Source organism: Thermus scotoductus DSM 8553 (assembly GCF_000381045.1).
GTDB classification, from domain to species: domain Bacteria; phylum Deinococcota; class Deinococci; order Deinococcales; family Thermaceae; genus Thermus; species Thermus scotoductus.
The window spans coordinates 40,097-65,603 of sequence record NZ_KB905734.1; the positions used below are offsets into that span (position 1 = coordinate 40,097).

A 25,507-nucleotide genomic window follows, 5' to 3' on the forward strand; every position below is an offset into this window, starting at 1 on the left:
ATACCACAAAGTCGTCGGCCATGTACCGGGCTTCGCCCGGCTTCCGCTTCCTCCCCGCATTGAAATGCGGGGCATCTGCGAAAGGGGTTCTGTGAAGATGCTTTCGGGCCTCCTCCTTCCCGATGAGGGAGAGGTGCGCCTTTTGGGGAAGAACCCCTTCCGGGAACCCCTCGCTTTGAAGCACCTGGGAGCGGTCCTGGAGGGGAACCGCAACACCTACTGGCGGCTTACTCCCCTGGAAAACCTGGTCTACTTCGGGGTGGCCCGGGGCCTTCGGCTTTCCGCCGCCAGGAAGCGGGCCTTGGAACTCCTGGAGGAGTATGCGCTCCTGGAAAAAGCCCACACGGAGGTGCGCCACCTCTCCCGGGGAATGCAGCAGAAACTGGCCCTCCTCCAGGCCCCAGGAACGGGGCTCTTTGTCCTTTTACCCATGGCCCCAGAAGCCTCCTTAGCCCGGAGCATGCTGGCGGAAGGAGCCCCCCTGGACCCCCTGTTCCTGCTTCTGGCCTTCCTGAACGGCTTCCTCTACCTGGGCCTGGGGCTTTTCCTCTTCAAACAGGCGGTACATCGGGCCAAGAAGCTGGGGCTTTTGCATGGCTATTAGGCTTGTCCTCCTCGCCCTGGGACCCGCCCTGGCCCTGGGCCTGGGACGGTTCGCCTACGCCCTGGTCCTGCCCCTCATGCAAAGCGCCTGGGGGCTTTCCTACGTCCAAGCGGGGATCCTGGGAAGCGCCAACACCCTGGGCTATTTGGTGGGGGCTTTTTTCAGCCACCGCCTCCTGGGCCGGGTGGGCTACCGGAAAGGGTTCTTTCTGGCCCTCCTCCTGCAGGGCCCCATCCTGGCCCTCACGGGGATGGAAAACCTCCCCCTGGTCTTCAGCCTGCGGTTTCTCCAGGGTTTTCTGGGCGCCCTGGTCTTCGTGGGAGGGGCGGCCCTCCTCATGGCCCTGGGTAGCTCCGGGCGATCCCTGGGGATCTACTATGGGGGCGTGGGCCTGGGGCTTCTTCTGGCCCCGTGGCTCCTATGGGGAGCCGCCGAGCCCACGGGGGCCTGGGCCAGGCTGGGCCTGTATAGCCTCCTGCTGGGCCTGCCCGCCCTCCTCTCCTGGCCTCTTCTGAAAGAACCCCCACCCCCCGTCCAGGGCGAGGGAAGCCTCTGGCCCATCCTTCCCCTACTCCTGGCCTACGGCCTTTACGGGGCGGGGTACATCGGCTACATGACCTTCGTGGCGGCGGTGGTGGGGGACTCCCTGGTCCTCTTCGGCCTCCTGGGCCTGGGAGCCCTTCTCACCGGACCCGTCTGGGGGCCCTGGGTGGAGCGGGTAGGGGGGAGAAAAGGGCTTTTCCACGTGCTTCTGGTGCTCTTCCTGGGAAGCCTTCCACCCCTGGCCCTGCACCTTCCCGCCCTAAGCGCCCTCCTCTTCGGCCTCTCCTTCCTGGGGGTGATCACCGCACTCACCCAGGCCTTCCGCACCCTCCTTCCCCCTTCCGCCTGGCCCCGGGCCATGGGGCTTTCCACGGCGGCCTTTGCCCTGGGGCAGGCGGTGGGACCTGCCGTGGCCGGGTTCTTCGCGGAGATGACGGGGCGGGGGGAGGGAGCGCTTTGGGCGGCCAGCGTCCTCCTCTTCCTGGCCCTCCTCCCCACCTGGTCCCGCTCTCAGAAACCGTAAAGGGCCCGGTACTTCTCCTCCAGGTAGGCCAGAAAGGGCCGGGCGCTGGGGGGCGTGCCGGTCACCCGCTCCACCAAGGCCTTGGGGCGGAAGCGGCTACCCTCGGCGTGGATGTTCCTACGGGTCCAGTCCAAAAAGGCATGGAACTCCCCCCGGCGGAACTGGCCCTCGAGGTCCCCAAGCTCCTCCTGGGCCTTTTGGAAGAACTGGGCGGCGTAGAGGTTGCCCAGGGTGTAGGTGGGGAAGTAGCCGAAAAGCCCCCCGGACCAGTGCACGTCCTGCATCACCCCGTCCTTGTAGTCCCTGGGAGCCACCCCCAGGTAGGCCCGGTACTTTTCCGCCCAGGCCCCGGGAAGGTCCTCCAGGGCAAGCTCTCCCCGGAAGAGGGAAAGCTCCAGCTCCAGGCGCACCAGGATGTGGAGGTTATAGGTGACCTCGTCCGCCTCCACCCGGATGAGGGAGAGCTCCACGGCGTTGATGGCCCGGTGGAAGTCCTCCAGGGCCACGTCCCGGAGGCTTGGGAAGTGCTCCTTGGCCCGGGGGAAAAACCGCTCCCAAAAACCCAGAGAGCGGCCCACCAGGTTCTCCCAGGTGCGGCTTTGCGACTCGTGAACCCCCAGGGAGACCGCCTCCCCCCTTGGGGTCCCCCAGTGCTCCTTGGGCAGGCCCTGCTCGTAGAGGGCATGGCCCATCTCGTGCAGGGTGCCGAAGATGCCGGCGTTGAAGAAGTCCTCGAAGTAGCGGGTGGTGATGCGCACGTCCCCGGGGCCGATGGAGATCTCAAAGGGATGGGCAGTGGGGTCCAGGCGGCCCGCCTCGAGGTCGTAGCCGCAGGCGGCGAGAAGCTCGAGGGCAAAGGCCTTCTGGGCCTCCTTTGGGTAGTGGCGGTGAAGGATGCCGGTATCCGGCTTCTTCCCACTTCCCAAAATCCGATCCAAAAGCCCCTGAAGCCCCGCCCTAAGCCCGGCGAAAAGCCCCTCCAGCTCCTTAGCCCGCATCCCCGGCTCAAATCCATCCAAAAGGGCGTCGTAGACCTCCCCATAAGGCGGGTCCCCGGGGGCCACGGGAAGGCTATAGAGGATCTCCGCCTTCTCCTTGGTGAGGGCAAACACCCGGCGCAGGTAGGGCAGAAACCCCTGCCAGTCGTCCCTGGGACGGGCTTCCTCCCAGTAGCTTTCCGCCTCGCTTTGCGCCTGGGCCAGCTCCACCATGAGCCGCTCGGGAATGGCCCGGGTGCGCTCGTAGGCCTGCCGCCACTCCCGGACGTTGACCGCCGCATCGGATAGGGGATCCTGCACCAGGTGGGAGCCCTCCACCGCCGAAAGCCATTCCCCAACCCTGGGGTCGGTGGCCCGCTGGTGGAGGAGGCGGGCCAGGGCGGCCATCTGCCTTGCCCGGTGCTCGTGCCCCTTCTTCGGGATCATGGTGCGCTGGTCCCAGGCGGCAAGGGCGCCTAAAGAGGCCAGGTAGGCGGTTTCCCTCTGAAACTCCAAGAGCTTCTGGTAGGCAGCTTCGGGCGTCACGGGAAAATCCTACACCTCTCCGCCAAAACCCTGTGAAAGCCGGGCCACCGTAGAATGCCCCTATGTGGTCCCTCTTCGCCCTGGTTTTGGGCCTTGTGGTGGGGTCTTTCTTAAACGTGGTGATCCACCGTATCCCCCGGAAGGAGTCCATCGCTTTCCCTCCCTCCCGCTGCCCCCACTGCGGCCACCCTTTGGGCCCCCTGGACCTCGTCCCCGTCCTCTCCTACCTCCTCCTTAAGGGGCGGTGCCGCTACTGCCGAAGCCCCATCTCCCCCCGCTACCCCCTGGTGGAGGCCCTGACCGGGGGGCTTTTTCTCCTGGCCAGCCGCTTTTATCCCCCAGGGGTGGAGGCTTTTTTGGTCTTCGCCTTCCTGGCCTTCTTGGTGGCCCTCTCCTTCCTGGACCTGGACACCTTTGAGCTTCCCGATTCCCTTACCTACGGCCTCCTCTTCCTAGGGCTCCTTTCCGCCTACCTCCTTTCCTTCCCCCGACCCTTTGCCGAGGCCCTGGACGGGGCCTTGATCGCCGCCGGGGTCCTGGGGCTGGTGGCAGGGTACGGAGGGCTTTTCCTGAGGCGCTTCCGCGAGGCCAGGGCGGAGGTGCCCGTGGGACCCCACCAGGTGCACATGGCAGCCCTTTTCGGTGCCCTCCTGGGCCCGGGGGTGGGCATGGCCCTGGCCTTCCTCACCTGGGCCCTTTCGGCCCGCACGGGAAGGCCCGTGGTGCTCCCCGATCGGATCACCCTTCCCCTTCTGCCCTTGGCCTGGCTCCTGGCCCCCTACCTGGGAGCCGACCTCCTCAGCACCTTGAAAGGGTCCTTCCTGGCGGCAGGGGGGTTGGCCCTGGCGGGAGGGCTTTACTGGGCCTTCAAGCCCCAAGGGGAAACGGAGGAAGAGCCCATAGCCATGGGCTACGGCGACGTGAAGCTCCTTGGGGCCCTTGGGGCCTGGCTTGGGCTTTATAGCCTTCTCGCCCTTTTCCTGGGGGTGCTCTTCGGGGCCCTGGTTGGCCTGGCCTTCCGGCAACGGAAAATCCCCTTCGGCCCCTACCTGGCCCTGGGGGGGATTGTGGCTTTCTTCTACGGGGAAGCCTTGTGGCGGGCCTATCTGGCCTGGCTCGGGCTATAGTTAAGGGGATGCCGCTGGACCTCTCTCCCATCCTGGCCCAAAGGCGGAGCGTGCGCCGCTTCAAACCGATGCCCATCCCTGAAGGAGACCTGGAAAAGCTCCTCTTCGCCCTGCAAAGAGCCCCCACCGACGCCAGCGCCCAGCTGTATAGCGCCATCCGGGTCACGGACCCCGGGCTCAGGGACAAGGTGGCCCAGCTTTCCGGTAACCAGGAGCACATCCGCCAGGCAGCGGAGTTTTTCGTTTTCCTGGCGGACGTCCATCGCCTGGAAAGGCTTCTCGCCCACCGGGGGGAAAGGATGGCCTTCTGGCCCAGAACCGCCCTGCACTTTGCCCTCTTGGATGCGGGGCTTGCCGCCAGCTACCTGGCCCTTACCGCCGAGGCCCTGGGCTACGGGGTCTGCTTCATCGGAGGGGTGCTGAACGGGGTGGAGGAGCTCATCAACCTCCTGGAGCTTCCCAGAGGGGTCATCCCCGCGGTGGGCCTGGCGGTGGGCGTTCCGGATGAGGAAGGCCCCCCCAGGCCCCGGCTTCCCAGGAGCCTGGTGGTGCACGAAAACCGGTACCGGCCCTACAGCCCGGAGGACCTCGAGGCCGCCTTCCAGGCCATGGCCCCCTATAGCCGGGTGGGGGACTGGGGAAGGGTCCTGAGGCGGTACTTCGCCCAAGGGGGAACCATGGAGGAAAGGGAGACTTCCTACGGCCGGGCCCTGGCCCGGCAGGGCCTGGACCCGGACCTACCTCCCGGGGCCCCCTTCTACTCCCTGGGCGCCCTGCTGGCGGAGGCCCTGGGGGAAGCCCGGGCCGTCCTTTTCCGCAAGGGGGAGGCTTGGCTGGAGCGAGAAACCGAGGCCTTCCGCGGGGAAGGAAGCCCAGGGGAGGCCCTCCTCACCGCCCTAAGGAAGGCCCGGGGGGAGATGAAGGACTGGCCCTGAACCCCGGCGCAGCCTATCTCAAGGCCTCCTGCACCACCCGCCGGGCACCCCGGTAGGCCTTCTGGTAGAAGGGAGCCTCGAGGCTCTCGATCACCACCCGGCTCCCGTAGCTGCTGGCGTGGGCGAAGACCCCCCGGCCCAGGTAGAGGCCCACGTGGTCTATATCCTTTCCCCCAAAGCTGAAGAAGACCAGGTCCCCCGGGCGCAAGGACTCGGCGGCGGGAAAGGCCTGAAACTGCTCCCGGGTGGTGCGGGGTAGGGCTATGCCCAGCTCGGCGTAGACCTGGGCTACAAAGGCTGAGCAGTCCAGGGAGGTGGGCGAGTTAGCCCCGTACTTGTAGGGCACCCCCAGGTAGCGGAGGACGATCTTGAGAAGCGGGCTTTCCGGGTCGTAATCCTCGCCCACCCTCAGGGGGGATTCCCCCGGGTCACGGGTATGGCCTCCACCCTGGGGCGAGGGAGGGGATTCCGGGGAGGCTTTCCCCCTGGATCCATCCTCCCCCCTGGGGGCCGGGATCCTCAGGGTCTGGCCCACCTTAAGCCCCGGCGTGGAAAACCCGTTGAGGCGCATGAGCTCTTCCACCGTGGTGCCGTAGCGGCGCGCCAGGGAGAAAAGGGTATCCCCGGGGGCCACCACGTGGATGCGCTCCCCCCCTTGGGGAAGCCTGAGCACCTGCCCCGGCTGGATGAGGAAGGTATCCAGGCCATTGAGGCGCATGAGCTCCTCCACCGTGGTGCCGTAGCGCCGGGCGATGGAGAACAGGGTATCCCCTGGGGCCACGGTGTGCGATAGGGCAGGCCCTTCCAAAGAGCCCCCTTGGGGAGAGCTCACCTGGGCCAGGGCCCAGGGGAAAAGCAAACATAGGACCGCCAGGGCCAACCTGCGGGGCATGGCCCCATTCTACAGGAGGAAGCGCCCCTTGGCCTTTTCCCGGGGGTGTGCTACAATCCCGGAAGGCGGGGGCCGTTAGCTCAACTGGCAGAGCACCGGTCTCCAAAACCGGGGGTTGGAGGTTCGAGTCCTTCACGGCCCGCCAGAATGGCCCTTCGGGGCCTTTTTTTACTCCCTTTGGGTGGAAAGCGAACATGGAAGGGTACGAGGTCCTCATCGTGGGCGCGGGCTTTGCGGGAAGCGAGGCCGCTTACCGCCTGGCGCAGAAGGGGGTGCGGGTGGGCCTCCTCACCCAGAGCCTGGACTCGGTGATGATGCCCTTTTTGCCCCCAAAGCCCCCTTTCCCGGAGGGGAGCCTCCTGGCCCAGGTCTACCACCCGGCCGATCCCCGGCTTTGGGCCTTCCACGCCCGGGCCAAGTACCTTCTGGAGAGGGAACCCAACCTACATCTTTTCCAGGCCACCGCCACGGAGCTCCTCCTCGAGGGGGATAGGGTGGTGGGGGTAGCCACCTGGGAAGGCCCCCCCGCCAAGGCCCCCCGGGTGGTGCTGGCCGTGGGAAGCTTCCTGGGGGCCAGACTCCGCATGGGAGAGGTGGAAGAGGAAGCAGGCCGGCTCTCCGAGGCCAGCTACCCGGACCTCTTCCTCCACCTCCAGGCCCTGGGCTTCCGCTTCCTGAAACGGGAAAGGGAGGTACCCCAAACCCCGGGAACCCCTGGCTACACCGTCAGCTACCAGGCCTTCCATCCGGAGGAATGGGAGGAGGCCACCTTCCGTCTAACCAGGCTCAAAGGGCTTTACGCCGTGGGCCTTTGCGTGCGGGAAGGAGAGTATGCCCTCATGAGCCAAGAAGGCCTGCGCCTGGCGGAGCACCTTCTCCATGAGCTTGGGTAGGGGCTTTTCCCCCGGATCCACAAGCTGTTCCCTTCGGGAAGCCGCCCCTTCCCCATCCCAAGGAGCCACGTACACCCCCACCCGCAGCCTGCGGTGGGTGAGGGTGTGGTGCACCTCCCCGGCGAAGCGGGGATCCACCCCAAAGCTTCGCACCCTCCGGGGAAGTTCCTCCTGGGGAAAGAGCGGCACCCCGTAAAGCCCGGCGAAACGCCCTTCCAGCCTCTCCAGGTAAACCCCTTCCCTCCCCCAAAGGACCAGGGCCGCCAGGGCTTCCTCCCGCACTTTTCGCCTCCTGGCCCCTGGGTAACGCCCCGGGTCCACCCGCCCCTGGCACAAGGGGGCGACGGGGCACTTCGGGCAAAGGGGCCTCCGGGGTAGGCACACCGTGGCCCCCAGGTCCATGAGGGCTTGGTTCCACTCCCCCGAGGCTTCCCCTTGGGGCAGAAGGCCTTGGGCCAGGTTTCGAAGCATCCTGGGGGCAGGGTTTTCCAGGGCAAAAACCCGGGAAAGCACCCGCCTCACGTTCCCGTCCACCGCCGCTACCCTTTCCCCAAAGGCCAGGGAGGCCACCGCCGCCGCCGTGTACGGACCCAGGCCGGGAAGCTTAAGAAGCTCGGCGTAGCTGCGGGGCAGGGCCTCCACCTCCTGGGCCAGGCGGTGGAGGTGAAGGGCCCGGCGGTAGTAGCCCGCTCCCTGCCAGGCCTTAAGCACCTCCTCCAAGGAAGCCTCCCGCAAGGCCTTCAGGGTAGGGAAACGGGCAAGGAAGCGGTGGTAGTAAGGGATGGCCTGGGCGGTGCGGGTTTGTTGGAGGAGTACCTCGGCCACCAGGATGCGGTAGGGGTCCTTCTCCCCCCGCCAGGGAAGGGAGCGGGGGTTTTCCCGGTACCAGGCGAGCAGAGCTTCCTGAAACTTCTCCATGCTCAGTGGACCCCGAAAAGCCTTCGGTGCTCCACCATGAGACAACGATCGGCCACCACAGGAATGCCCGCTTCCTTTAACGCCTCTTCAAAGCCCGGATGGCGGATGCCGGTCTGCAGCCACACCAGGCCCGGCCTCAGGGCCAAGACCTCCGGCAGGTGGGCCAAGAGGGCCTCCGGAGGGCGGAAGACCTCCAGGATATCCACGGGTTCGGCAATCTCCTTCAGGCTCGCCACCACCCGCATCCCGAAAAGCTCTTCCCCGGCAAAGCGAGGGTTAACGGGCAGGATGCGGTACCCCTTCTCCCAGAGGTACCGGGGCACGTAGTGGGCGGGGCGGGAAGGATCCTTGTGAGCCCCAAGGACGGCTATGGTCCGCGCCCGGCTTAGGTAAGCTTTGAGTTCCTGGTCGCTCATGGCCGGTAGTCCAGGGGCCTCAGGTAAAACTCCCCGATGGCCGTGGAGGAAAGGAGGGCCACGGTGGGAAGGGCCCGCTTCCAGTGGGTGCGGTTTACCCGCTCCTTAACCCGCCCTATCTCCTCCTGGGTGTAGCCCAGGCTCTCTATGTAGGCATCGGGGTAGCCCTTCAGATAATGCTCCAGGATCACATCCGCCCGAAGGTAGCGCACCCCTAGATCGGCCTCGTCCGTCTGCCCCGGGACGAGGTCAGCGGTGGGGGGTTTCTTCACCACGGGCTCGGGCACGCCCAGATACTCGGCAAGCCGCCAGACCTGGGTCTTGTAGAGGTCCCCCAAGGGGTTCACGGGGGGAGTGTCGTCCCCGTGCCAGGTATAGTAGCCGAAAAGCCTTTCCGTCTTGTTGCCCGTGCCCAGGGGCAAGGCTTGGTAGGCCTGGGATTTGTCAAAGAGCACCATCATCCGCGCCCGGGCCATGAGGTTGCCCTTGCGGTGGGGGGTGAGGTCCGGGGTCATGGCGGCATAGCCCTCCACCATGGGGGTAATGTCCACCTCCTCCAGGTCCACCCCGAAGGTTTCCGCCACCAGGTAGGCGTGCTCCCGGGAAAGGGGGCTGGAGTCCCGGTGGGGAAGGAAAAGGGCATGGACTTGCTTTCGCCCCAGGGCCCGCACCGCCAGGGCCAAGGTGGTGGCGGAGTCCACCCCTCCGGATACCGCCACGATGGCCTTCTCGTAGCCCCGCCAGGCCAGCTCCTCCCGGATAAACCGGGTGAGGAAGTCCGCCACCAGGGGCCAGTTGAGCTCCAGGCTTTCCTGGGCTTTGGGCGCCTGAACGATCCTCATCCTCTCTCCTTTCCAAGAACCCTCTCCAGGTCCGGGAGAAGAAGGGGAAGGGCCGCCTCGAGGTCCGAAAGGAGGGGGCTGTCGTAGCGCACCGGGGGAATCCGCCCGGGGTCCAGGTCAAAGAGCAAGGCCGCCTCCTCAAAGAGGGGGGCCTCGGCCAGGATGCGCCCCTCCGGCCCCACCGCCAGACTTCCCCCGCTCATCCCCTTCCCCCCCTCAAACCCCACCAGGCTGGAGAGCACCACGTACACCCCGTGCTCCGCCGCCACCGCCCGGGCCAGAGTGCGCCAGCGCTCCACGTTCTCCGGGCGTTCCCCCTGGAAGCCCCTGGCCGGGCTTGCCGCCGGCACGTAGATGGCCTCCGCCCCATCCAAGGCGGCAATGGCCGCGGTGATGGAGTGCCAGAAGTCCTCGCAGATGAGGATGGCCACCCGGCCGAAACGGGTGTTAAAGGCCTCCACCTGCCTGCCCCGGGCCAAGTAGCGCTCCTCGTCAAAAACCCCGTAGGTGGGCAGGAAGACCTTGCGGTGCACGTGAACCACGCGGTGGGGAAGCTCGAGGTAGGCGGCGCTGTTGTAATAGGCCCCCTCATCCCGCTCATAGAAGCCCACCACCACGTCCAAAAGCCCCTCCCACCCCACGGCCCGGTGCACCCCTGAAAGGAGCTCCAAAAGCTCGTGGCGGGTCAGGGCCAGTTCCCGCACCCCTCCCTGCAGGAAATACCCGGTCAGGGCGGCCTCGGGAAGGACCACCACCTCGGGGGCATGGGGACGGAGGGCCTCGAGGCGCTCCGCCAAGCGGGCCAGGTTCTCCTTAACCCTGGCCTTCTCCGGACGAAACTGCAAGATGGCGTGCCGAATCACGGATCTAGCCTACACCCCCATGAACCGTAGCGCTGGGCTCCAGGTAAAGCCTGGGGTCCGCCTCCGGGAAGGGGTTATCCCGCTCCTCCAGGGCCTTAAGCTCCTCGGGGGAAACCCCTCGGAGGAGCTGAAAGAAGGCCTCGGCGTGCCCCTGGTAACGTTCCTTGGCGTATTCCACCGCCTGGGCGGTGTCTATGAGGAAGGGCCAGTCGGAGGCCTCGAGGAGAAGAAGCTCCCGCATGGCCTGCTGGAGCACCCTGGAGGGCAGGTTGCCGTGGCGCACCGCCTCCCGCATGGCCCCTTCCGCCCGGTACACCGTGCGCCAGTAGTCCCAGGTGGCCTCGTTGAGCCAGACCCTATGGTCCCCACCCCGGCCCCAGGAACCCTCAGGCAGAGCCGTGCGCACCGCCTTGCCCTGGACCGCCTCCTTCGCCGTCACCGCCTGCGCCCCCCTCCTTTGGGCCAGAAGCCTCAGCACCTCCTCCAGCCAAGCCACCCCCTCGTACCACCAGTGGCCGAAGAGCTCGGCGTCGTAGGGGGCCAGGATCACCCCATCCGGGTGCTCCCGGGAAAGCCGCTCTACCAAATCCACGAAGTGAACGGCATGCTCCTTCACCTTGAGAAAGGCCGCCTCGGGATCGTAGGGCGCCTTGGCCGAGAGGTCCGCCTGGCGGTGGGTCACCCGCCAGTGGTGGAGGCCGGAGATGGGGTCCTTGCGGTGGAACTCCCGGTAAAGCCCCTCCCCCGGGTAGCCATAGTCGGCGCTCCAGACCTGCACGGAGGTCTCCAGGTTGCGGGCCAAAACCCTCAGGCCCGACTCCAGCTCGTGGACGTAGTAGGTGGCCTCAGCGCTTTCCACCGGACCCAAGGAGGCCTCCCCGTAAGGGGAAAGGGGCCTTCCCCCCTGGACCAGGTGGGCGTCCACGAAGGTGTAGCGGATCCCCGCCCGCATGAGAAACTCGTCTACCCCCGGCCTGACCCCTTCCGGGGCCCCCTCCACAGGGGGCTTCCAGGGGCCCCTGGGCCGGTAGGCCATCTCGGGAAGCCAGTAGCCCGTGGGGTCCTTGGCGAAGTGGCGGCGGTAGGTGATCACCCCGGTTTTGATCTGGGCCCAAAGGGCCTCGTCGTAGCCCAGAAGCGGGGAGTAGCCGTGGGTGGCGCTGGAGGTGAGAAGCTCCACCTGGCCCCGGTCCTGGGCCCGGCGGAAGGCGGCAAGGAGGTCCCCCCTCAGGTGGTGGAAGTGATCCAGGGTGAGTTCCCAAAAGGCCACCTGGTGGCGGGCGCTGGCCTCGAGGTCCGTCCCCTGGTAACGGAGATAATCCCCCTGGGCCCGCTCCAGCCGATCCCTGGCATACGCCCAAAAGCCTTCCCTCACCTTGGCATCCGTCAGCTGCTCCGCCAGGATGGGGGTGATCCCCAAAGTAAAACGGGCCTCCACCCCTTCGGCATAAAGCCTCTCCAGGAGCCTAAGAAGCGGCAGATAGGTTTCCGCCATGGCCTCGTAGAGGGTTTCCTCCCCAAAGGGCCACATCCCATGGGAGCGCACGTAGGGGAGGTGGGCGTGGAGGACCAGGGCAAAGCGCGCCATGGGTCTAGCGTACCACGGTGCCTTCCCCGGCCAGGGCCCGCCTTATGGGGTCTTCCACCCGGGCATCGGCGAAAATGACCCGCTTCACTCCCCCCTTCACCGCCTCCACCGCCCCCATCACCTTCCGCTTCATCCGCCCCTGGGCCAGGGAAAGGTACTCGGGGTCCTCCACCCTATCCACGGGAATTTCCCGCACCAGGCTGGCCTCATCGGGGTAACGGGCCAGAAGGCCCGGCACGTTGGAGAGGTACACCAGGGCCTCCGCCTGGTAGGCCGTGGCGAGAAGGGCCGCCACCTGGTCCCCGTCGGTATTGATGGCCTCGCTTTCGTAGCTGATGGCGGGAGGGGTGATGACCGGGAGATACCCCGCCCCCAGGAGAAGGTCCAATAGATCCCGGTTCACCCGCTCCACGGTGCCCGTGTAGTCCCCGCGGTGGATCTTGATCTTTCCGTCTTCCACATACTTCACCGCGGTCTTGCGGCGGCCCTCCAGAAGCCTTCCATCCAGCCCGGAAAGCCCCAGGGCGTTGGCCCCTTCCCTTTGCAAAAGCTCCACCAGGCGCTTGTTCACCAGGCCGCAGTAGACCATCTCAAAGATCTCCAGGGTCCTGCGGTCGGTGAGGCGGCTCACCTGCCCCCCGGGGTGGGTGAGGAACCGGGGCGGGTGGCCCAGGGCCTCCGCCACCTTGTTGGTTTCGGCGCTCCCCCCGTGGACCAAAAGAAGCCTCACCCCCTCCTTCCACAAGGAGGCGGCATCCCTGGCCACCGCCTCGTAGTTGATGCCCTCGGCGCCCCCTACCTTGACCACGATCACGGCAACCCCCCTTGCCCCTACGGGTGCAGTCCCGGGAAATCCAGGCCCAGGGTCTCGGGCCAACCCATGCGGAGGTTTAGGGCTTGCAGGGCATGCCCGGCGGTACCCTTCACCAGGTTGTCGATGGCGGTCATCACCACCAGCCTCCCCGTGTCCTCCTCCAGCTCAAAGCCGATGTCCGCATAGTTGGTGCCCTGGACGAAGCGGGGGTCGGGATAGCGGTGAATGCCCTTTTTCTGCTTGACGATACGGATGAAAGGCTCACCCCCATAGGCCTCCCGGTACGCCTGCCAGACATCCCGCTCGCTCCAGCCATCCTGCAAAAAGGCCTGGGCGGTCATGAGGATGCCCCGCACCCGGTCGGTGGCGATGGCGGTGAGGTGCACCTCGGGCTTGCCGGGAAGGTTCTCCACCACCTCGGCGGTGTGGCGGTGGCCCGTGGGCTTGTAGACCCGGATGGAGCCGGCCCGCTCGGGATGGTGGCTGGCAGGGCTGGGCTCGGCCCCCGCCGCCGAGGTGGAGATGAGGAGGGTGACGAAGATGGGTCCGGGCTTCAGCACCCCTCCTTTAAGGAGGGGGTACAGGCCCAGAAGCGTGGCGGTGGCGTTGCACCCGGCCCCCGCCATCCAGTCCGCTTCCTTAAGCCTCTCCCGGTAAAGCTCGGGCAGGGCGTAGACAAAGCGGCCGAGAAGCTCGGGCCTGGGATGCTCCCCGTAGTACTTGCGGTAGAGGTCCAGGTCCTTAAGGCGGAAGTCCGCGGAAAGGTCGATGAGGATGGGGGCTAGATCCGCATAGCGCTCAAACTCCTGGGCGAAGACCCCGTGGGGCAGGGAAAGCACCAGGATGTCGGCGGGCTCCAGCTTTTCCGGGGGGATGAACTTCAGGTTGGTTCTCCCCCTCAGGTTGGGATGGACGAAGGCCACGGGCTCGCCGGCAAAACGCCTCGAGGTCACCTGCTTCACCTCGAGGTGAGGGTGGGAAAGAGCCAGACGCAAAAACTCCCCCCCGCATACCCCGAGGCCCCCACGATGGACAAGGTCTTTTTCCCGGCGCTCATGAAGCCGTCCTCCCTTGCTCCCACGTGTACCGGAGGATCTCCCCCGGGATGTCCACCCCCGTGGTGTGCACGGAGTTCTTGAACTCCATGGTGTGGTTCACCTCGTTCACCAAAAGGCCCCGCTCGGACTCAAAGAGGTCGATGGCCACCACCCCGCCCCCCACCGCCTGGGCCGCCCGCACGGAAAGCTCCGCGATCTCCGGGGTTACGGGGCAGTTTTCCGCCTGCCCTCCCCGGGCGGTGTTGGTGATCCAGTGCTGGCTCCTCCGGTAGATGGCGGCGATGGCCCGATCCCCCACCACGAAGACCCGTATGTCCCGCCCCGGCTTCCTCACGTACTCCTGCAGGTAAAGGAGCTGGTGCTGAAACCCCCCCAGAACCTCCTTGTGCTCCAGGATGGCCTCGGCGGCCTCCCGGTCGGTGATCTTGGCGAGAAGCCTTCCCCAGCTCCCGATCACCGGCTTCAGCACCACGGGATAGCCCCATTCCTCCATGAGCTTCAGGGCCTCCTCCGCATCGGTGAGGAGGGCCGTTCTGGGCTGGGGCAGGCCATGGCGCTCCAGGGCCACGCTGGTGGCCCACTTATCCCCACAGGTTTCCATGACCTCGGGCCGGTTCACCACGGGGATGCCTAAGGCGGTGAGGTAACGGGCCACGGCCAGGCCCCGGGTCTGGCTGACGCAGCGCTCCAGGGCCACCGTGACCTCCTCCAGCTCCTTGGGCCTCTCCCCCAGGACCAGGCGCAAGGCGGGAACATAGACCTTCCTGTAGGGAATGCCCAGGGCCTCAGCCCTCTCAAAGAGCATCTTCTCGTCGGGGCGGATGCGGTCGTACAGGATGGCCAGCATGGCGATGGCTCTTCCCCTTCCAGGAATCCCCGGACCGGGCTGAAGCCCGGCCCAGGGCCTCGAGGCTCCCTACCCTAAGGGGATGGCCTCACTCTCCCCAGTCCTCCGCCTCCTCCGGGGCGGGCTCCAGGCGAAGGGGGTCCAGCCCCACCACCTCCAGCTCCGCGCCGCAGTCCTCGCACACCACAAGTTCCCCCAACTCGGGGTTTGCCAGGGTCAGCTCCGCACCGCATTCAGGGCAAGTGGCTACCATTCCTCGTCCTCCTCGTCCACTTCACTCCAGTCAGGGACAAACCGAAAGCCGCACTCCGGGCACTCCACCTCTTGGCCTCGATCCTCCTCGGATACCTCGAAGGTATAGCCGCAACGGGGGCAGTCCACGAAGAAGGCCTCGAGGCCCTCCTCCGTCACCTCCACCTCAAGAGGATCCAGGGAGACCACCTCCAGAAAGGCCCCGCAAGCCTCGCACTCCAGCACGTCCCCTACTTCCAGGGTCTCCACGTCCTCGGCCAGCACCACGCTGGCCTCGCCGCACACCGGGCAGGTGATCTCCAGGTCCTCCATAAACCCCAGTCTACTCTCCCGGGAAGTGACCATACTTCTTGTAGTAGTCCAGCAGGGAACCCTCCCTCAAAGCCTCCAACAGGAAGGGCGGCGGGGGACGAAGGGCAAAGCGCTCTCCTCCCCGCACCAGAACCCCCGTTTCCAGATCCAGGTCCACCGTATCCCCGTCCTCTAGCGCATCCACCACCTCCTCCGACTCGAAGGGAATGATCCCCAGGTTCACCAGGTTGCGGAAGAAGATGCGGGCGTAGCTTTTGGCGATGACCGCCCGAATGCCCAGCTTGCGCAAGGCCTCGGGAGCGTACTCCCGGCTACTGCCAAGCCCCGCGTTCCTCCCAAAGACCAAGATGTCCCCCGGCCTCACCTCCTTGGCGAACTCGGGCCGCAGGTGGGCGAAGGCGAAGGTGTGGAACCGGTCCTCCCCCACCATGAAAGGCGCGTACTTGCCGGGAAGGATGTCGTCGGTGTTGATGTGGTCGCCAAACTTCCAAACCCTAGGCATGGGCTTCCTCCTGAGGCAAAGAGGCTAGGTCCTCGGGGGTGGCGATATACCCGGCCACGGCGCTGGCCGCCGCCACGCGGGGGCTTGCCAGGTAGATCTCGGCGTCGGGAGCCCCCATCCGCCCCCGGAAGTTGCGGTTGCTGGTGGACACGCACACCTCCCCCGGGGCCAAAACCCCCATGTGCCGCCCCATGCAAGGACCGCACCCAGGGGTGCCGATGGTGGCTCCGGCCTCCAGCAGGGTGAGCAGGGTGCCATCCCGGGTGGCCTCCTCCAAAACCTGGGAGCTTGCGGGAATCACCAAAAGGCGCACCCCGGGGGCCACCTTCTTCCCCTTTAACACCTCGGCGGCCGCCCTCAGGTCCTCGAGGCGCCCATTGGTGCAAGTGCCGATGAACACCTGGTCCACCCGCTTGCCCCGGACGGCGGCCACCTCCTGCACGTTGTCCACGTAGAAGGGTACGGAAACCCTGGGAGAGAGGGTGGAAAGGTCGATCTCCACCTCCCGGGCATACCGGGCGTCGGGGTCGGGGTAGAGCCACTCGGGCACCCGGTAAAGATCCAGGATCTCCCCCGAGGGCACCACCAGCCCCGCCTTGGCCCCAGCCTCCACGGTGAGGTTGGCCAGGGTCATGCGCTCACCCCGGCTCAAGGACTCCGCCCCGTCCAGGAGGTGGATCTCCACCGCCATATAGGTGGCCCCCTCGGCGGTGAGGAGGCGCACCATCTCGAGGGCCGCGTCCTTGGCGGTAACCCCCTTGGGAAGCCTCCCCCGGAAGGTCACCTTGACGCTTTCCGGCACCCTGAACCAGGTGCGGCCGCTGGCGGCGGCCAGGGCGATATCCGTGGCCCCCATGCCCGTGCCGAAGGCCCCCACTGCCCCGTAGGTGGTGGAGTGGGAGTCCGACCCCACCACGATCCAGCCCGGCTGGGCCAGACCCTCCTCGATGAGCACCTGGTGGCACACGCCTCTTCCCACGTCAAAGACCCGGATGCCGTGCTTCCTTCCCCATTCCCGGATCTCCTTCTGGGCCTTGGCCACCTCGAGGTTGGCTGCCGGGGCCACGTGGTCGATGACAATGGAAACCCTTTCCGGGTACCGGGGGGTGGCCTCCAGGTAAGCCAGGCGCTTGAAGAAGCTTCCGGCGATGGAGTCCACCACCATCACCTGGTCCACCTCCACCACCACCAGCTCCCCGGCCCGCACCTCTCTTCCCGCCTTCCTGGAAAGTATCCTTTCCGCCAAGGTCATGCCCATGCCCGCCTCCTATACTGAGGGTATGACCTACACTGCCCTCGTCTACGAAGACCCTGAAACCCCGGGCACCTGGATCGCCGAGTTCCCCGCCATCCCTGAAGCCCATTCCTTTGGCCGGACCCCCGAGGAAGCCTTGGCCCACGCCAAAGAAGCCTTGGAGCTGGTACTGGCCTACCTGAAGGAAACAGGCCGCCCTCTTCCCCCAGACGTCCGCACGGTGCAGGTGGGGATAGATGCCGCCTAGACCCGAGGAAGTGGCCAGAAAGCTTCAGCGCCTGGGGTTTGTGGAGCGCATGGCCAAAGGAGGGCATCGGCTTTATGCCCACCCCGATGGCCGGATAGCCGTGATACCCTTCCACAGCGGAGAGCTTCCCAAGGGCACCTTCAAAAAGATCCTGAAGCAAGCCGGCCTCACCGAGGAGGAGTTCCGAAACCTTTAGCCTCATGCCGTGATCCACTCCCTTAAGATGCGGTCCAGCTCCTCGAGGGTAAGCTCCCCCCGGTCCGCCAGGGCCTTGATGTGCTGGGTGATGCGGGCCAGCTCCTCCTCCCCGTAGTGCAGGCCAAGCTCCTCCGCCCGCGCCTTGATGGCATGCCGGCCCGTGAGCTTGGAGGCGATGATGAGCTTGCGCTTCACCCCAAAGACCTCCGGCGGATAGGGCTCGTAGGACTCGGGGTTGATGTAGATGGCCTTGAGGTGCATCCCCGCCTTGTGGCTGAAGGCGGTTTCCCCGGTGATGTAGTTGTTGAAGGGGATCTCTATCCCCACCATCCGGGCCACCATGCGGTCCAGCTCGGGAAGCATCTCCAGCTTGTACTTCCGGCGCACGTACTCGGGTTGCAGGGTGTACATGCGGGCCAGAAAACCCCCTAAAGGGGTGATCCCGTTCCGCTCCCCGATCCCCAGGATGGTGGTGTCCACATGGGTGGCCCCCGCCTCTATGGCCTCAAAGGCATTGGCGATGGCGCAGCCCGTGTCGTTGTGCCCGTGGAACTCTATGTCCACGTGGGGGCCCACCACCCGCCTGACCTCCCGCACCAGGGCGAAGACCTGCCTGGGGGTGGCGATGCCCACGGTATCCGCCAGACCCACCCGGTCCACATAGGGGGCGATGGCCTGGTAGATCTCCAAAAGATCGTGCTCATCGGAGCGGAAGGTGTCCTCGGCGGAGAAGCGCACCTCCACGTGGGGGGCCTTCTCGCGGATGTAGCCAATGACCTCCTTAGCCTCCTCGATGATCCGGGGGATATCCCGCCCGTGGGCGGCCCTGAGGTACTTGCTGGTACCGAAAAGGAGGTCTATGCCCTGCACCCCGGTTTCCACCGCCACCTTGGCCGCATCCAGCCGGGTCTGGATGTGGGTCACCACCTTGGCCCTCAGGCCCAAGGAAGCCAGGACCTCCGCATCCTTGCGGGACTGGGGGGAGGCCATGGGGGTAGTGACCTCGATGTACTCCACGCCGAACTCGTCCAGGGCCTTGGCGATATCCACCTTGTCCTGGGTGGAAAAGTTGGCCCTTTCAAACTGCTCCCCTTCCCTTAAGGTGGAATCGATAATCTTCCATTCCCGCATGCGCCCCTCCCCAAAAAGAAAACCGGCCCGAACTCGGGCCGGGGGATAAGGAACCCTTAGGGGCTACCCTACCCCCCGGCGGCCGAGTTTTTTCTCAAGGGCCAGCATCTTGCCTGTAAGGGTATACGAAACCCTCCTTTTTGTCAACGCCCAAACCGCCTTTCGCGGGCCTGGTAGCTCCTCAGAGCCCTCAAGAAGTCGATCTTCCGGAACTCCGGCCAGAGCACGTCGGCGAAGTAGAACTCGGAGTAGGCCGACTGCCAAAGGAGGAAGCCGGAAAGCCGGATCTCCCCCGAGGTGCGGATGATGAAGTCGGGATCGGGAAGGCCTGCGGTGTAGAGGTGGCGGGCGATGTCCTCAGGGGTAAGCCCCTCCGCAAGCTCCTTGAGGGAAAGGCCCCTTTCCCAAGCCTCCAGAAGAAGCCTCTTCACCGCGTCCACGATCTCCTCCCGCCCCCCGTAACCCAAGGCGATATTCAGCACCATGCCCTGGTGGTGCTGGGTCTTGGCCTCGAGGCGCTCCAGCGCCCTCAGGACCTCCTCGGAGAATCCCTCCCGCCGCCCGATGAAGCGCACCCTCACCTGGTGCTCCAGGATGCGGTGGTCCTCCGCCATCCTTTCCGCCTCCCGCACGAAAAGGCGCATGAGCTCCTCCACCTCCTCGGGGGGGCGCTTGAAGTTGTCCGTGGAGAAGACCCAGACCGTCACGGTTTTTATGCCCATCTCCAGGCACCATTCCAGGACCTCGTAGGCCTTCTGGACCCCGAACTCGTGCCCCTTCACGGGGGATAACCCCAAGGCCCTGGCGTAGCGGCGGTTCCCATCCAGGATGAGGCCTAGGTGCTTGGGAACCGGGCCTCCTTTCACCTCCTTAAGGAGGCGCTTTTCGTAAAGCCAGTAGAGGGGCCGGGTGAGGGAAAGGAGGCGGCGGACCATACCCTTTCCACCCTAAGGCGGGAGGATGAGAAAGGGAAGGCCCTAGGCCAACTACCGGTAAAGCTCCCGGGCGATGATGTGGCGCTGGATCTCCGAGGTGCCCTCGTAGATCTCCGTCACCTTGGCGTCCCGGTAGTAGCGCTCCACCCGGTAGTCCCGGTGGTAGCCGTAGCCCCCCAGGACCTGCACTGCCTCCCGGGTCACCTCCACCGCCACGCTGCTGGCGAAGAGCTTGGCGGTGCTGGCCTCGAGGGTGAACCGCTCCCCGGAATCCTTTTTCCTGGCGGCCTCCAGCACCAAGGCCCGGGCGGCGGCGATTTTCACGTGCATGTCAGCGATCTTGAAGGCAATGGCCTGGTGCTCCCGGAGTTTCCTGCCGAACTGCTCCCTCTCATCGGCATAGGCCTTGGCGATCTCAAAGGCCCCCCGGGCGATGCCCACCGCCTGGGCCGCCACCCCGACCCTGCCCGAATCCAGGCCCGCCAGGGCGTAGGCCAAGCCCCTTCCCTCCTCCCCCAGAAGGTTCTCCTCCGGGACGAAGACCTCCTCGAGGCGAACCTCGGCGGTGTGGGCGGCGTGGAGGCCCATCTTCGCCTCCGGGGGGCCAAAGGAAAGGCCCGGGGTGTCCTTTTCCACCAAAAAGGCGCTGATGCCCTTCTCGCTCCGGGCCATGACCACGTAGAGGTGGGCCTGGCCTGCGGAGGTGATCCAGCTTTTCAGGCCGTTCAGCACGAAACCCCCGGGCACCCTTCTGGCCTCCGTGCGGATGCTGGCGGCATCGGAACCCGCCTGGGGCTCGGTGAGGCAGAAGGCCCCGATCCACTCCCCCCGGGCCAGGGGCACCAGGTACTTTCTTTTTTGCGCCTCGGTGCCGAAGCGAAGCAGCATGTACTGGGGAAGGCCGCTGGTCACCGAAAGGACCACGGCCACGCTGGGATCGGCGGCGGCAATCTCCTCGAGGGCCAGGGCCCAGGTTACGGAGTCTAACCCCACCCCTCCCCATTCCTCCGGGGTGGTCATGCCCAAAAAGCCCAGCTCCGCCAAGGCCTTTAGCTGGGGCCAGGGGTATTCCCCCGTGCGGTCGTACTCCGGGGCCATGGGGTAAAGGACCTCCTTGGCCACCTGGCGCACGGTGTCCAGGAGCAACTTCTGCTCGAGGGTCGTTACCACCTTTTCTATCGTAACATTGCAGAGGCGCAGGAAAACGTCACATAGTCAGACGGCTCCTCCCCCCTTGCTTGCCTCAAAGGAGCTCCAAGGAGCCTGCCCAGCCTCGGCCCGGCTTTTCCCAAAATGGGACCTAGGCCCCCTCACCCCAGCGGGGAGCCCGTTCGGCGCTCAAGCCCAGGTGGTCCAGGATGCGCTGGGTGATGAAGCCCAAAAGGTCCCGGATCTCCTTGGGTCGGTGGTAGAAGCCAGGGCTCGCCGGGAGGATCAAGGCTCCGGCCTCCGTCGCCTGCACCATGGCCCTAAGAGTGGGAAGGGGCAGGGGAGCCTCCCGGGGCACCAGGATCAGGGGGCGCCGTTCCTTCAGGTGCACGTAGGCCGCCCGGGTGAGGAGGGTATCCGCCAGGCCCAGGGCGATCTTGCTAAGGGTGGTGGCGGAACAGGGCACCACCACCATGCCCTGGGTACGGAAGGAACCCGAGGCGATGGGGGCACCGAGGTCGCCGTCCTTGTACACCCGGCTGGCCAAGGGGTAGAGGTCCTTCGGGCTCAGGCCCATCTCCTCCCACAAGACCCGTTTGGCCCCCTGGCTTAAGACCAGGTGCACCTCGGCAAGGCCCTGCAGGGTTTCCAAAAGGTCCAGGGCGTAGGGCATGCCGCTCGCCCCCGTCAAGCCCACCACCACCCGGGGAAGTTCCGCCATGGCTTCCATGCTATCCCCTATTCCGAAGGCTTCCCGTGGTTTCCCATGCAAAAACCCCAGGCCCTTTGGGCCTGGGGGGCACCCCGTGGAAGCGGAGGGTTACTTGAGCTCCACCACCGCGCCCACGGCCTCGAGCTTCTTCTTGATCTCCTCGGCCTCGGCCTTGGGGATGCCCTCCTTGATGGGGCCCCCCTTCTCGGCCAGGTCCTTGGCCTCCTTGAGGCCCAGGCCGGTGATGGCGCGAAGCTCCTTGATGACCTCCAGCTTCTTGGCCCCGGCGTCCTTGAGGATCACGTCAAACTCCGTCTTCTCCTCCACGGGAGCCGCGGCCTGGGCCGCAGCAGGAGCCGCCGCCACCGCCACCGGGGCCGCCGCCGTCACGCCCCAGGTCTCCTTGAGCACGTCGATGAGCTGCTTGAGTTCCAAAACCGTAGCCTGAGAAAGCTCTTCCTTAATGCGTTCGATGTCCAAAGCCATCTTCCACCTCCTATGCCGCCTTCTTCTCCGCGTACGCCTCCAGGATGCCTACCAGCTCGCGGGCCACACCGCCCAGGACCCCCACCAGCTCCGCCATGGGCGCCTGCAAGACGCCCAAAAGCTCTGCCCTGAGTTCGTCCATGGTGGGAAGCTCCGCCAGGGCCACCACGTCCTTGGCCGAAAGCACCTGGCCCTGCAAAAGCCCGCCCTTAGCCTCAGGGATGCCCTTGGGGTTCTTCTTGGCGAACTCCGAAAGGGCCTTGGCCGCCGCCACCGGGTCCTGGTAAAAGACCACGGCGCTGGGCCCCTGAAGGCCATCCAGCTCGGGCAGGCCCAGCTCTTTCAGGGCGATGCGGATCAGGGTGTTCTTGGCCACGAAGAGCCTGGCCCCCTTTTCCTTCAGGGCCTGTCGCAGGGCATGGGTTTCCTTGGCGGAAAGCCCCTGGTAGTTCACCAGGAAGAAGGAGCCACGGGCCCGCTCAAGGTTCTCCTTGAGGGCGGCAAGAAGCTCAACGTTACGCTTATTGGGCACGCCTTCCTCCCTTTGGGGCAGGGGAACCCCAGCCGACTTTTCGGGATTTCTGCGAAACGCTCCCCCTGCAAGCGCCTCGGCGGGATGTTTAAGGCCTGAAGCCCCCCGCTGTCTTTGGCCTGGGCGCCGTAGCGCCCGGGGTGCCATAGAGGAGTTTAAAAGGCAGGAGGCCTGGCGTCAAGCCAGGCCCTAAGAAGGCTGCTCTCAGGAATGCGGGTTGATGCGGATGCTGGGCCCCATGGTGCTGGTCACGTAGACCGAGCGCAGGAAGGTGCCCTTGGCCGCCTCGGGCTTGCTGGCCTCGAGGGCCCGGATGAAGGCCCGGATGTTGTCGGCAATCTTCTCCGGAGGGAAGCTGGCCTTGCCCACGGGGGCGTGGATGGCCCCGGTCTTGTCGTTGCGGAACTCGATGCGGCCCGCCTTGATCTCCTTGATGATCTCCCCGATGTTGAAGCCCACGGTGCCCGCCTTGGGGTTGGGCAGAAGCCCCCTCGGACCCAGAATCCGGCCCAGCTTGGAGCCCACGGCCCCCATCACGTCGGGGGTGGCCACCACCGCATCGAAGTCCATCCAGCCATCCAGGATCTTCTGGATGATCTCCTCCCCGCCCACGTAGTCAGCCCCGGCCTCCTCGGCCTCCTTGATCTTCTCCCCCTTGGCGATGGCCAGAACCCGCACCTGCTTGCCCAGGCCGTGGGGGAGGGAAACCGTGCCGCGCACGTTCTGGTCGGACTTGCGGGGATCGATGCCCAGCTTGGCGTGGACCTCCACGGTCTCGTCAAACTTGGCCGTGGCCAGCTCCTTCACCAGCCGGGCGGCCTCGTCGATGGTGTAGATCCGGGTGGGGTCCACCTTTTCCAACAGGGCCCGGTAGCGCTTGCCGTGCTTAGGCATCCTTCACCTCCGGGGCGCCCACCACCTCCACCCCCATGGAGCGGGCCGACCCTGCGATCATGCGGGCGGCGGCCTCGAGGTCGGTGGTGTTCATGTCGGGCATCTTCTGCTTGGCGATCTCCAGAACCTGCTGCCAGGTGATGCGGCCCACCTTCTCCCGGCCGGGCTTATGAGCCCCCTTCTCCAGCCCCGCCGCCTTGCGGATCAGGTAGCTGGCGGGCGGGGTCTTGGTGATGAAGGTGAAGGAGCGGTCGGCGTAGATGGTGATCTCCACGGGGACGATGGCGTCCCCCATGTTGGCCGTGGCCGCGTTAAAGGCCTTCACAAACTCCATGATGTTGGCCCCATGCTGGCCCAAAGCCGGGCCCACCGGGGGCGCAGGCGTGGCCTTACCCGCTGGCAACTGAAGCTTTACTACCGCAACTACCTTCTTCATTTTTCCCTCCTAGGCTCCCCCCAAGTTGGGGGTACGAACGCCTCTTAGGCCTTGACCACCTGGGAGAAATCCAGCTCCACCGGGGTCTCGCGCCCAAAGATGGTGACCATGACCTTGACCTTTCCCTTCTCCGGGTTGATCTCGGTCACGGTGCCGGTGAAGTCCGCAAAGGGGCCGGAAACCACCCGGACCTGATCCCCTTCCCGGAAGGCCACCTGGGCCTTGGGGGCCTCCTTCTTGCCCAAAAGGCCGGACACCTCGAGGATGTGGCGCACCTCATCCGGAGAGAGGGGGACTGGCCTGTGGCCTGCGCCCACAAACCCCGTGATCCCCGGGGTGCCCCGCACCACCTCCCAGGCCTCGTTGGGCTCCTCCTCGTCCCCCAGGTCCATCTGCACGAAAAGGTATCCGGGGAAGAGCTTCTTCTTGACGACCTCCTTCTTGCCCCCCTCGCGGAGTTCCACCACCTCCTCCGTGGGGATCAACACCTGGAAGATCTTGTCCTCCATGCCGAAGGCCTTAACCCGCTTCTCCAGGTTAGCCTTGGCCTTCTCCTCCTGCCCCACGTAGGTGTGGACCGCGTACCATTCAATGCTCATCGCACAAGCCCTATCAGGAACCGGAAGACAAGATCGTAGAATCCCAAGATCACCATGGCCACCACGGTGAAGACCAGGATGGCCTGGGTACCCTCCACGATCTGCTCCCGCGTGGGCCAGGTAACCCGGGCGAGCTCGGCCCGGGCTTCCTGGAAGTAGCGAACAATCCGGGTAAACATCAGACTTTCACTTCCTTGTGCACCGTGTGCTTATCGCACCAGGGGCAGTACTTCTTCAGCTCCAGCTTGGTGGTGGTGTTGCGCTTGTTCTTCTCGGTGGCGTAGTTGCGGCGCTTACACTCGGTGCACTCCAGGAGGATTTTGATGCGGACTTCGCTGGCCATGGTTCACCTCCTTTCCTCGAGGGGCGGCTAGCCGCCCCCAAGCTTACTCCAGGATCTTGGTGACCACGCCGGCGCCCACGGTCCGCCCACCCTCACGAATGGCAAACCGCAATCCCTCCTCCAACGCCACCGGCTTGATCAGCTCCACCGTAAACGTCACGTTGTCCCCCGGCATCACCATCTCCACCCCCGAGGGCAACTCCACCACCCCCGTCACATCCGTCGTCCGAAAGTAAAACTGCGGACGGTACCCAGAAAAAAACCCCGTGTGCCGGCCCCCCTCCTCCTTCTTCAAGATGTACACCGAGGCCTCAAACTTCGTGTGCGGCGTAATGCTCCCAGGCTTCGCCAGCACCTGCCCCCGCTCCACTTCCTCCCGGCTTACACCCCGGAGCAACAAACCTACGTTGTCCCCAGCAATCCCCTCCGAAAGCGTCTTACGGTGCATCTCCACACCCGTCACCACCGTCTTCCGCGTCTCAGGAGCCAAACCCACAATCTCCACCTCGTCCCCAACCTTCACCTTCCCACGCTCAATACGACCCGTGGCCACCGTCCCACGACCCGTGATCGTAAACACGTCCTCCACCGGCATCAAGAACGGCTTGTCCACGTCCCGCACCGGCGTGGGTATGTACTCGTCAATCGCGTCCAACAACTCCCAAATCTTATCCACCCACTCGTTCTCCCCACGCTTCGTCTGGGGATTCTTGTGCATCTGCTCCAGCGCCAAAAGCGCGCTCCCGCGAATCACCGGAACCTCGTCCCCAGGAAATTCGTACTGGTTCAGGAGGTCCCGCACCTCCATCTCCACCAGGTCCAAAAGTTCCGGGTCGTCCACCATGTCCACCTTGTTCATGAACACCACGATGTACGGCACCCCCACCTGGCGAGCCAGCAAAATGTGCTCCCGCGTCTGCGGCATCGGTCCGTCCGCCGCCGACACCACCAGAATCGCCCCGTCCATCTGCGCCGCACCCGTGATCATGTTCTTGATGTAGTCCGCGTGCCCGGGGCAATCCACGTGCGAATAGTGCCGCTTGGCCGTCTCGTATTCCACATGCGCCGTGTTGATGGTAATCCCACGGGCCCGCTCCTCCGGCGCCTTGTCAATCTCCCCGTAGTCCTTCACCTCCAC

General features: G+C 65.5%; 31 protein-coding genes, 1 tRNA gene and 2 pseudogenes. 8 read left to right on the forward strand and 26 right to left on the reverse strand.

Features of this window, described 5'->3' with window-relative positions; translation table 11 throughout:
- Window positions 1-88 precede the first annotated feature (88 nt).
- Together F604_RS13200 and F604_RS0103525 are read left to right on the forward strand one after the other, a co-directional pair.
- A pseudogene (locus F604_RS13200) lies at window positions 89-604 on the forward strand (ATP-binding cassette domain-containing protein); the annotation flags it as partial.
- Window positions 594-1,670 (forward strand): YbfB/YjiJ family MFS transporter, encoded by a 1,077-nt coding sequence (locus F604_RS0103525; protein ID WP_019550459.1) that lies wholly within the window; start codon window positions 594-596, stop codon window positions 1,668-1,670. The pseudogene F604_RS13200 and the gene F604_RS0103525, both read left to right, overlap by 11 nt.
- Here F604_RS0103525 and F604_RS0103530 read toward each other — a convergent pair.
- Complete coding sequence (locus F604_RS0103530; protein WP_019550460.1) at window positions 1,658-3,193, reverse strand: carboxypeptidase M32; 1,536 nt, start codon at window positions 3,191-3,193, stop codon at window positions 1,658-1,660. The genes F604_RS0103525 and F604_RS0103530 overlap by 13 nt on opposite strands.
- Window positions 3,194-3,255: 62 nt before the next feature.
- Between F604_RS0103530 and F604_RS0103535 the strand changes: the two genes are divergently transcribed.
- Both F604_RS0103535 and F604_RS0103540 read left to right on the forward strand, forming a co-directional pair.
- Window positions 3,256-4,320 carry a prepilin peptidase gene (locus F604_RS0103535; RefSeq protein ID WP_019550461.1) on the forward strand — a complete coding sequence of 355 codons (1,065 nt, stop codon included), beginning with the start codon at window positions 3,256-3,258 and terminating at the stop codon, window positions 4,318-4,320.
- Window positions 4,321-4,328: 8 nt separating this feature from the next.
- Window positions 4,329-5,255 (forward strand): nitroreductase family protein, encoded by a 927-nt coding sequence (locus tag F604_RS0103540; RefSeq protein ID WP_018461498.1) that lies wholly within the window; start codon window positions 4,329-4,331, stop codon window positions 5,253-5,255.
- A gap of 13 nt (window positions 5,256-5,268) precedes the next feature.
- On the opposite strand, the gene F604_RS0103545 is transcribed toward F604_RS0103540, so the two are convergent.
- Window positions 5,269-6,147, reverse strand: a complete 879-nt coding sequence (locus F604_RS0103545) for a C40 family peptidase (RefSeq protein WP_019550462.1) — start codon at window positions 6,145-6,147, stop codon at window positions 5,269-5,271.
- Window positions 6,148-6,216: 69 nt separating this feature from the next.
- Here F604_RS0103545 and F604_RS0103550 point away from each other — a divergent pair.
- Window positions 6,217-6,292 (forward strand) — tRNA-Trp (locus tag F604_RS0103550).
- 49 nt (window positions 6,293-6,341) lie between these two features.
- Window positions 6,342-7,040 carry an FAD-dependent oxidoreductase gene (locus tag F604_RS12565; protein WP_019550463.1) on the forward strand — a complete coding sequence of 233 codons (699 nt, stop codon included), beginning with the start codon at window positions 6,342-6,344 and terminating at the stop codon, window positions 7,038-7,040.
- Here the strand turns inward: F604_RS12565 and F604_RS0103560 are convergent.
- From F604_RS0103560 to F604_RS0103615, 12 genes and pseudogenes are all read right to left on the reverse strand, one after another.
- On the reverse strand, window positions 6,924-7,958 hold the full coding sequence (locus F604_RS0103560) for an A/G-specific adenine glycosylase (protein WP_019550464.1): 1,035 nt from the start codon (window positions 7,956-7,958) through the stop codon (window positions 6,924-6,926). The genes F604_RS12565 and F604_RS0103560 overlap by 117 nt on opposite strands.
- A gap of 2 nt (window positions 7,959-7,960) precedes the next feature.
- Window positions 7,961-8,374 carry a CoA-binding protein gene (locus tag F604_RS0103565; RefSeq protein ID WP_019550465.1) on the reverse strand — a complete coding sequence of 138 codons (414 nt, stop codon included), beginning with the start codon at window positions 8,372-8,374 and terminating at the stop codon, window positions 7,961-7,963.
- On the reverse strand, window positions 8,371-9,216 hold the full coding sequence (locus tag F604_RS0103570; RefSeq protein ID WP_019550466.1) for an NAD+ synthase: 846 nt from the start codon (window positions 9,214-9,216) through the stop codon (window positions 8,371-8,373). The genes F604_RS0103565 and F604_RS0103570 overlap by 4 nt, the downstream gene beginning before the upstream one ends.
- Window positions 9,213-10,079, reverse strand: coding sequence for a nitrilase-related carbon-nitrogen hydrolase (locus tag F604_RS0103575; protein ID WP_019550467.1), 867 nt, complete (start codon window positions 10,077-10,079; stop codon window positions 9,213-9,215). Before F604_RS0103575 ends, F604_RS0103570 begins: the two co-directional genes overlap by 4 nt.
- A 4-nt stretch (window positions 10,080-10,083) precedes the next feature.
- A complete protein-coding gene (locus tag F604_RS0103580; RefSeq protein ID WP_019550468.1) occupies window positions 10,084-11,667 on the reverse strand; it encodes a 1,4-alpha-glucan branching protein in 1,584 nt (527 codons plus the stop codon).
- A 4-nt stretch (window positions 11,668-11,671) separates the two neighbouring features.
- On the reverse strand, window positions 11,672-12,481 hold the full coding sequence (locus F604_RS0103585) for a [LysW]-aminoadipate kinase (protein ID WP_019550469.1): 810 nt from the start codon (window positions 12,479-12,481) through the stop codon (window positions 11,672-11,674).
- Between the two features lie 17 nt (window positions 12,482-12,498).
- Window positions 12,499-13,538, reverse strand: a pseudogene (gene argC / locus F604_RS0103590) (N-acetyl-gamma-glutamyl-phosphate reductase).
- The gene (lysX, locus tag F604_RS0103595) at window positions 13,535-14,386 is read right to left on the reverse strand and encodes a lysine biosynthesis protein LysX (protein WP_026328949.1); all 852 of its coding nucleotides are present in this window, start codon (window positions 14,384-14,386) and stop codon (window positions 13,535-13,537) included. Before lysX ends, argC begins: the two are co-directional and overlap by 4 nt.
- A gap of 88 nt (window positions 14,387-14,474) precedes the next feature.
- On the reverse strand, window positions 14,475-14,639 hold the full coding sequence (gene lysW / locus F604_RS0103600) for a lysine biosynthesis protein LysW (protein WP_015716121.1): 165 nt from the start codon (window positions 14,637-14,639) through the stop codon (window positions 14,475-14,477).
- On the reverse strand, window positions 14,633-14,950 hold the full coding sequence (locus F604_RS0103605) for a paraquat-inducible protein A (RefSeq protein WP_019550470.1): 318 nt from the start codon (window positions 14,948-14,950) through the stop codon (window positions 14,633-14,635). Before F604_RS0103605 ends, lysW begins: the two co-directional genes overlap by 7 nt.
- A 10-nt stretch (window positions 14,951-14,960) precedes the next feature.
- On the reverse strand, window positions 14,961-15,452 hold the full coding sequence (locus F604_RS0103610; RefSeq protein ID WP_019550471.1) for a LeuD/DmdB family oxidoreductase small subunit: 492 nt from the start codon (window positions 15,450-15,452) through the stop codon (window positions 14,961-14,963).
- Window positions 15,445-16,710, reverse strand: a complete 1,266-nt coding sequence (locus F604_RS0103615) for a 3-isopropylmalate dehydratase large subunit (protein ID WP_019550472.1) — start codon at window positions 16,708-16,710, stop codon at window positions 15,445-15,447. Before F604_RS0103615 ends, F604_RS0103610 begins: the two co-directional genes overlap by 8 nt.
- A gap of 22 nt (window positions 16,711-16,732) precedes the next feature.
- Here F604_RS0103615 and F604_RS0103620 point away from each other — a divergent pair, with 22 nt between their 5' ends.
- A complete protein-coding gene (locus F604_RS0103620; protein WP_015716117.1) occupies window positions 16,733-16,954 on the forward strand; it encodes a type II toxin-antitoxin system HicB family antitoxin in 222 nt (73 codons plus the stop codon).
- The gene (locus F604_RS0103625; RefSeq protein WP_015716116.1) at window positions 16,944-17,150 is read left to right on the forward strand and encodes a type II toxin-antitoxin system HicA family toxin; all 207 of its coding nucleotides are present in this window, start codon (window positions 16,944-16,946) and stop codon (window positions 17,148-17,150) included. Before F604_RS0103620 ends, F604_RS0103625 begins: the two co-directional genes overlap by 11 nt.
- A 2-nt stretch (window positions 17,151-17,152) precedes the next feature.
- Here F604_RS0103625 and lysS read toward each other — a convergent pair whose 3' ends face one another.
- From lysS to tuf, 12 genes are all read right to left on the reverse strand, one after another.
- Window positions 17,153-18,283 (reverse strand): homocitrate synthase, encoded by a 1,131-nt coding sequence (gene lysS, locus F604_RS0103630; protein WP_019550473.1) that lies wholly within the window; start codon window positions 18,281-18,283, stop codon window positions 17,153-17,155.
- Between the two features lie 143 nt (window positions 18,284-18,426).
- Complete coding sequence (locus F604_RS0103635) at window positions 18,427-19,218, reverse strand: isoprenyl transferase (RefSeq protein ID WP_019550474.1); 792 nt, start codon at window positions 19,216-19,218, stop codon at window positions 18,427-18,429.
- Window positions 19,219-19,269: 51 nt separating this feature from the next.
- Window positions 19,270-20,388 (reverse strand): acyl-CoA dehydrogenase family protein, encoded by a 1,119-nt coding sequence (locus tag F604_RS0103640; protein WP_019550475.1) that lies wholly within the window; start codon window positions 20,386-20,388, stop codon window positions 19,270-19,272.
- Window positions 20,389-20,518: 130 nt separating this feature from the next.
- Window positions 20,519-21,097, reverse strand: coding sequence for a UbiX family flavin prenyltransferase (locus F604_RS0103645; protein ID WP_019550476.1), 579 nt, complete (start codon window positions 21,095-21,097; stop codon window positions 20,519-20,521).
- A gap of 90 nt (window positions 21,098-21,187) precedes the next feature.
- On the reverse strand, window positions 21,188-21,565 hold the full coding sequence (rplL, locus tag F604_RS0103650; RefSeq protein WP_015716111.1) for a 50S ribosomal protein L7/L12: 378 nt from the start codon (window positions 21,563-21,565) through the stop codon (window positions 21,188-21,190).
- A gap of 10 nt (window positions 21,566-21,575) precedes the next feature.
- The gene (gene rplJ, locus F604_RS0103655; protein WP_019550477.1) at window positions 21,576-22,097 is read right to left on the reverse strand and encodes a 50S ribosomal protein L10; all 522 of its coding nucleotides are present in this window, start codon (window positions 22,095-22,097) and stop codon (window positions 21,576-21,578) included.
- 204 nt (window positions 22,098-22,301) lie between these two features.
- The gene (gene rplA / locus F604_RS0103660) at window positions 22,302-22,991 is read right to left on the reverse strand and encodes a 50S ribosomal protein L1 (protein WP_019550478.1); all 690 of its coding nucleotides are present in this window, start codon (window positions 22,989-22,991) and stop codon (window positions 22,302-22,304) included.
- Window positions 22,984-23,427 (reverse strand): 50S ribosomal protein L11, encoded by a 444-nt coding sequence (rplK, locus tag F604_RS0103665; RefSeq protein WP_015716108.1) that lies wholly within the window; start codon window positions 23,425-23,427, stop codon window positions 22,984-22,986. Before rplK ends, rplA begins: the two co-directional genes overlap by 8 nt.
- Before the next feature lie 44 nt (window positions 23,428-23,471).
- Window positions 23,472-24,026, reverse strand: a complete 555-nt coding sequence (gene nusG, locus F604_RS0103670; RefSeq protein WP_015716107.1) for a transcription termination/antitermination protein NusG — start codon at window positions 24,024-24,026, stop codon at window positions 23,472-23,474.
- The gene (gene secE / locus F604_RS0103675) at window positions 24,023-24,205 is read right to left on the reverse strand and encodes a preprotein translocase subunit SecE (protein ID WP_015716106.1); all 183 of its coding nucleotides are present in this window, start codon (window positions 24,203-24,205) and stop codon (window positions 24,023-24,025) included. Before secE ends, nusG begins: the two co-directional genes overlap by 4 nt.
- Window positions 24,205-24,369, reverse strand: a complete 165-nt coding sequence (gene rpmG, locus F604_RS0103680; RefSeq protein ID WP_015716105.1) for a 50S ribosomal protein L33 — start codon at window positions 24,367-24,369, stop codon at window positions 24,205-24,207. Before rpmG ends, secE begins: the two co-directional genes overlap by 1 nt.
- Window positions 24,370-24,412: 43 nt before the next feature.
- A partial coding sequence (gene tuf, locus F604_RS0103685; protein WP_155984150.1) for an elongation factor Tu occupies window positions 24,413-25,507 on the reverse strand: 1,095 nt, incomplete at its 5' end.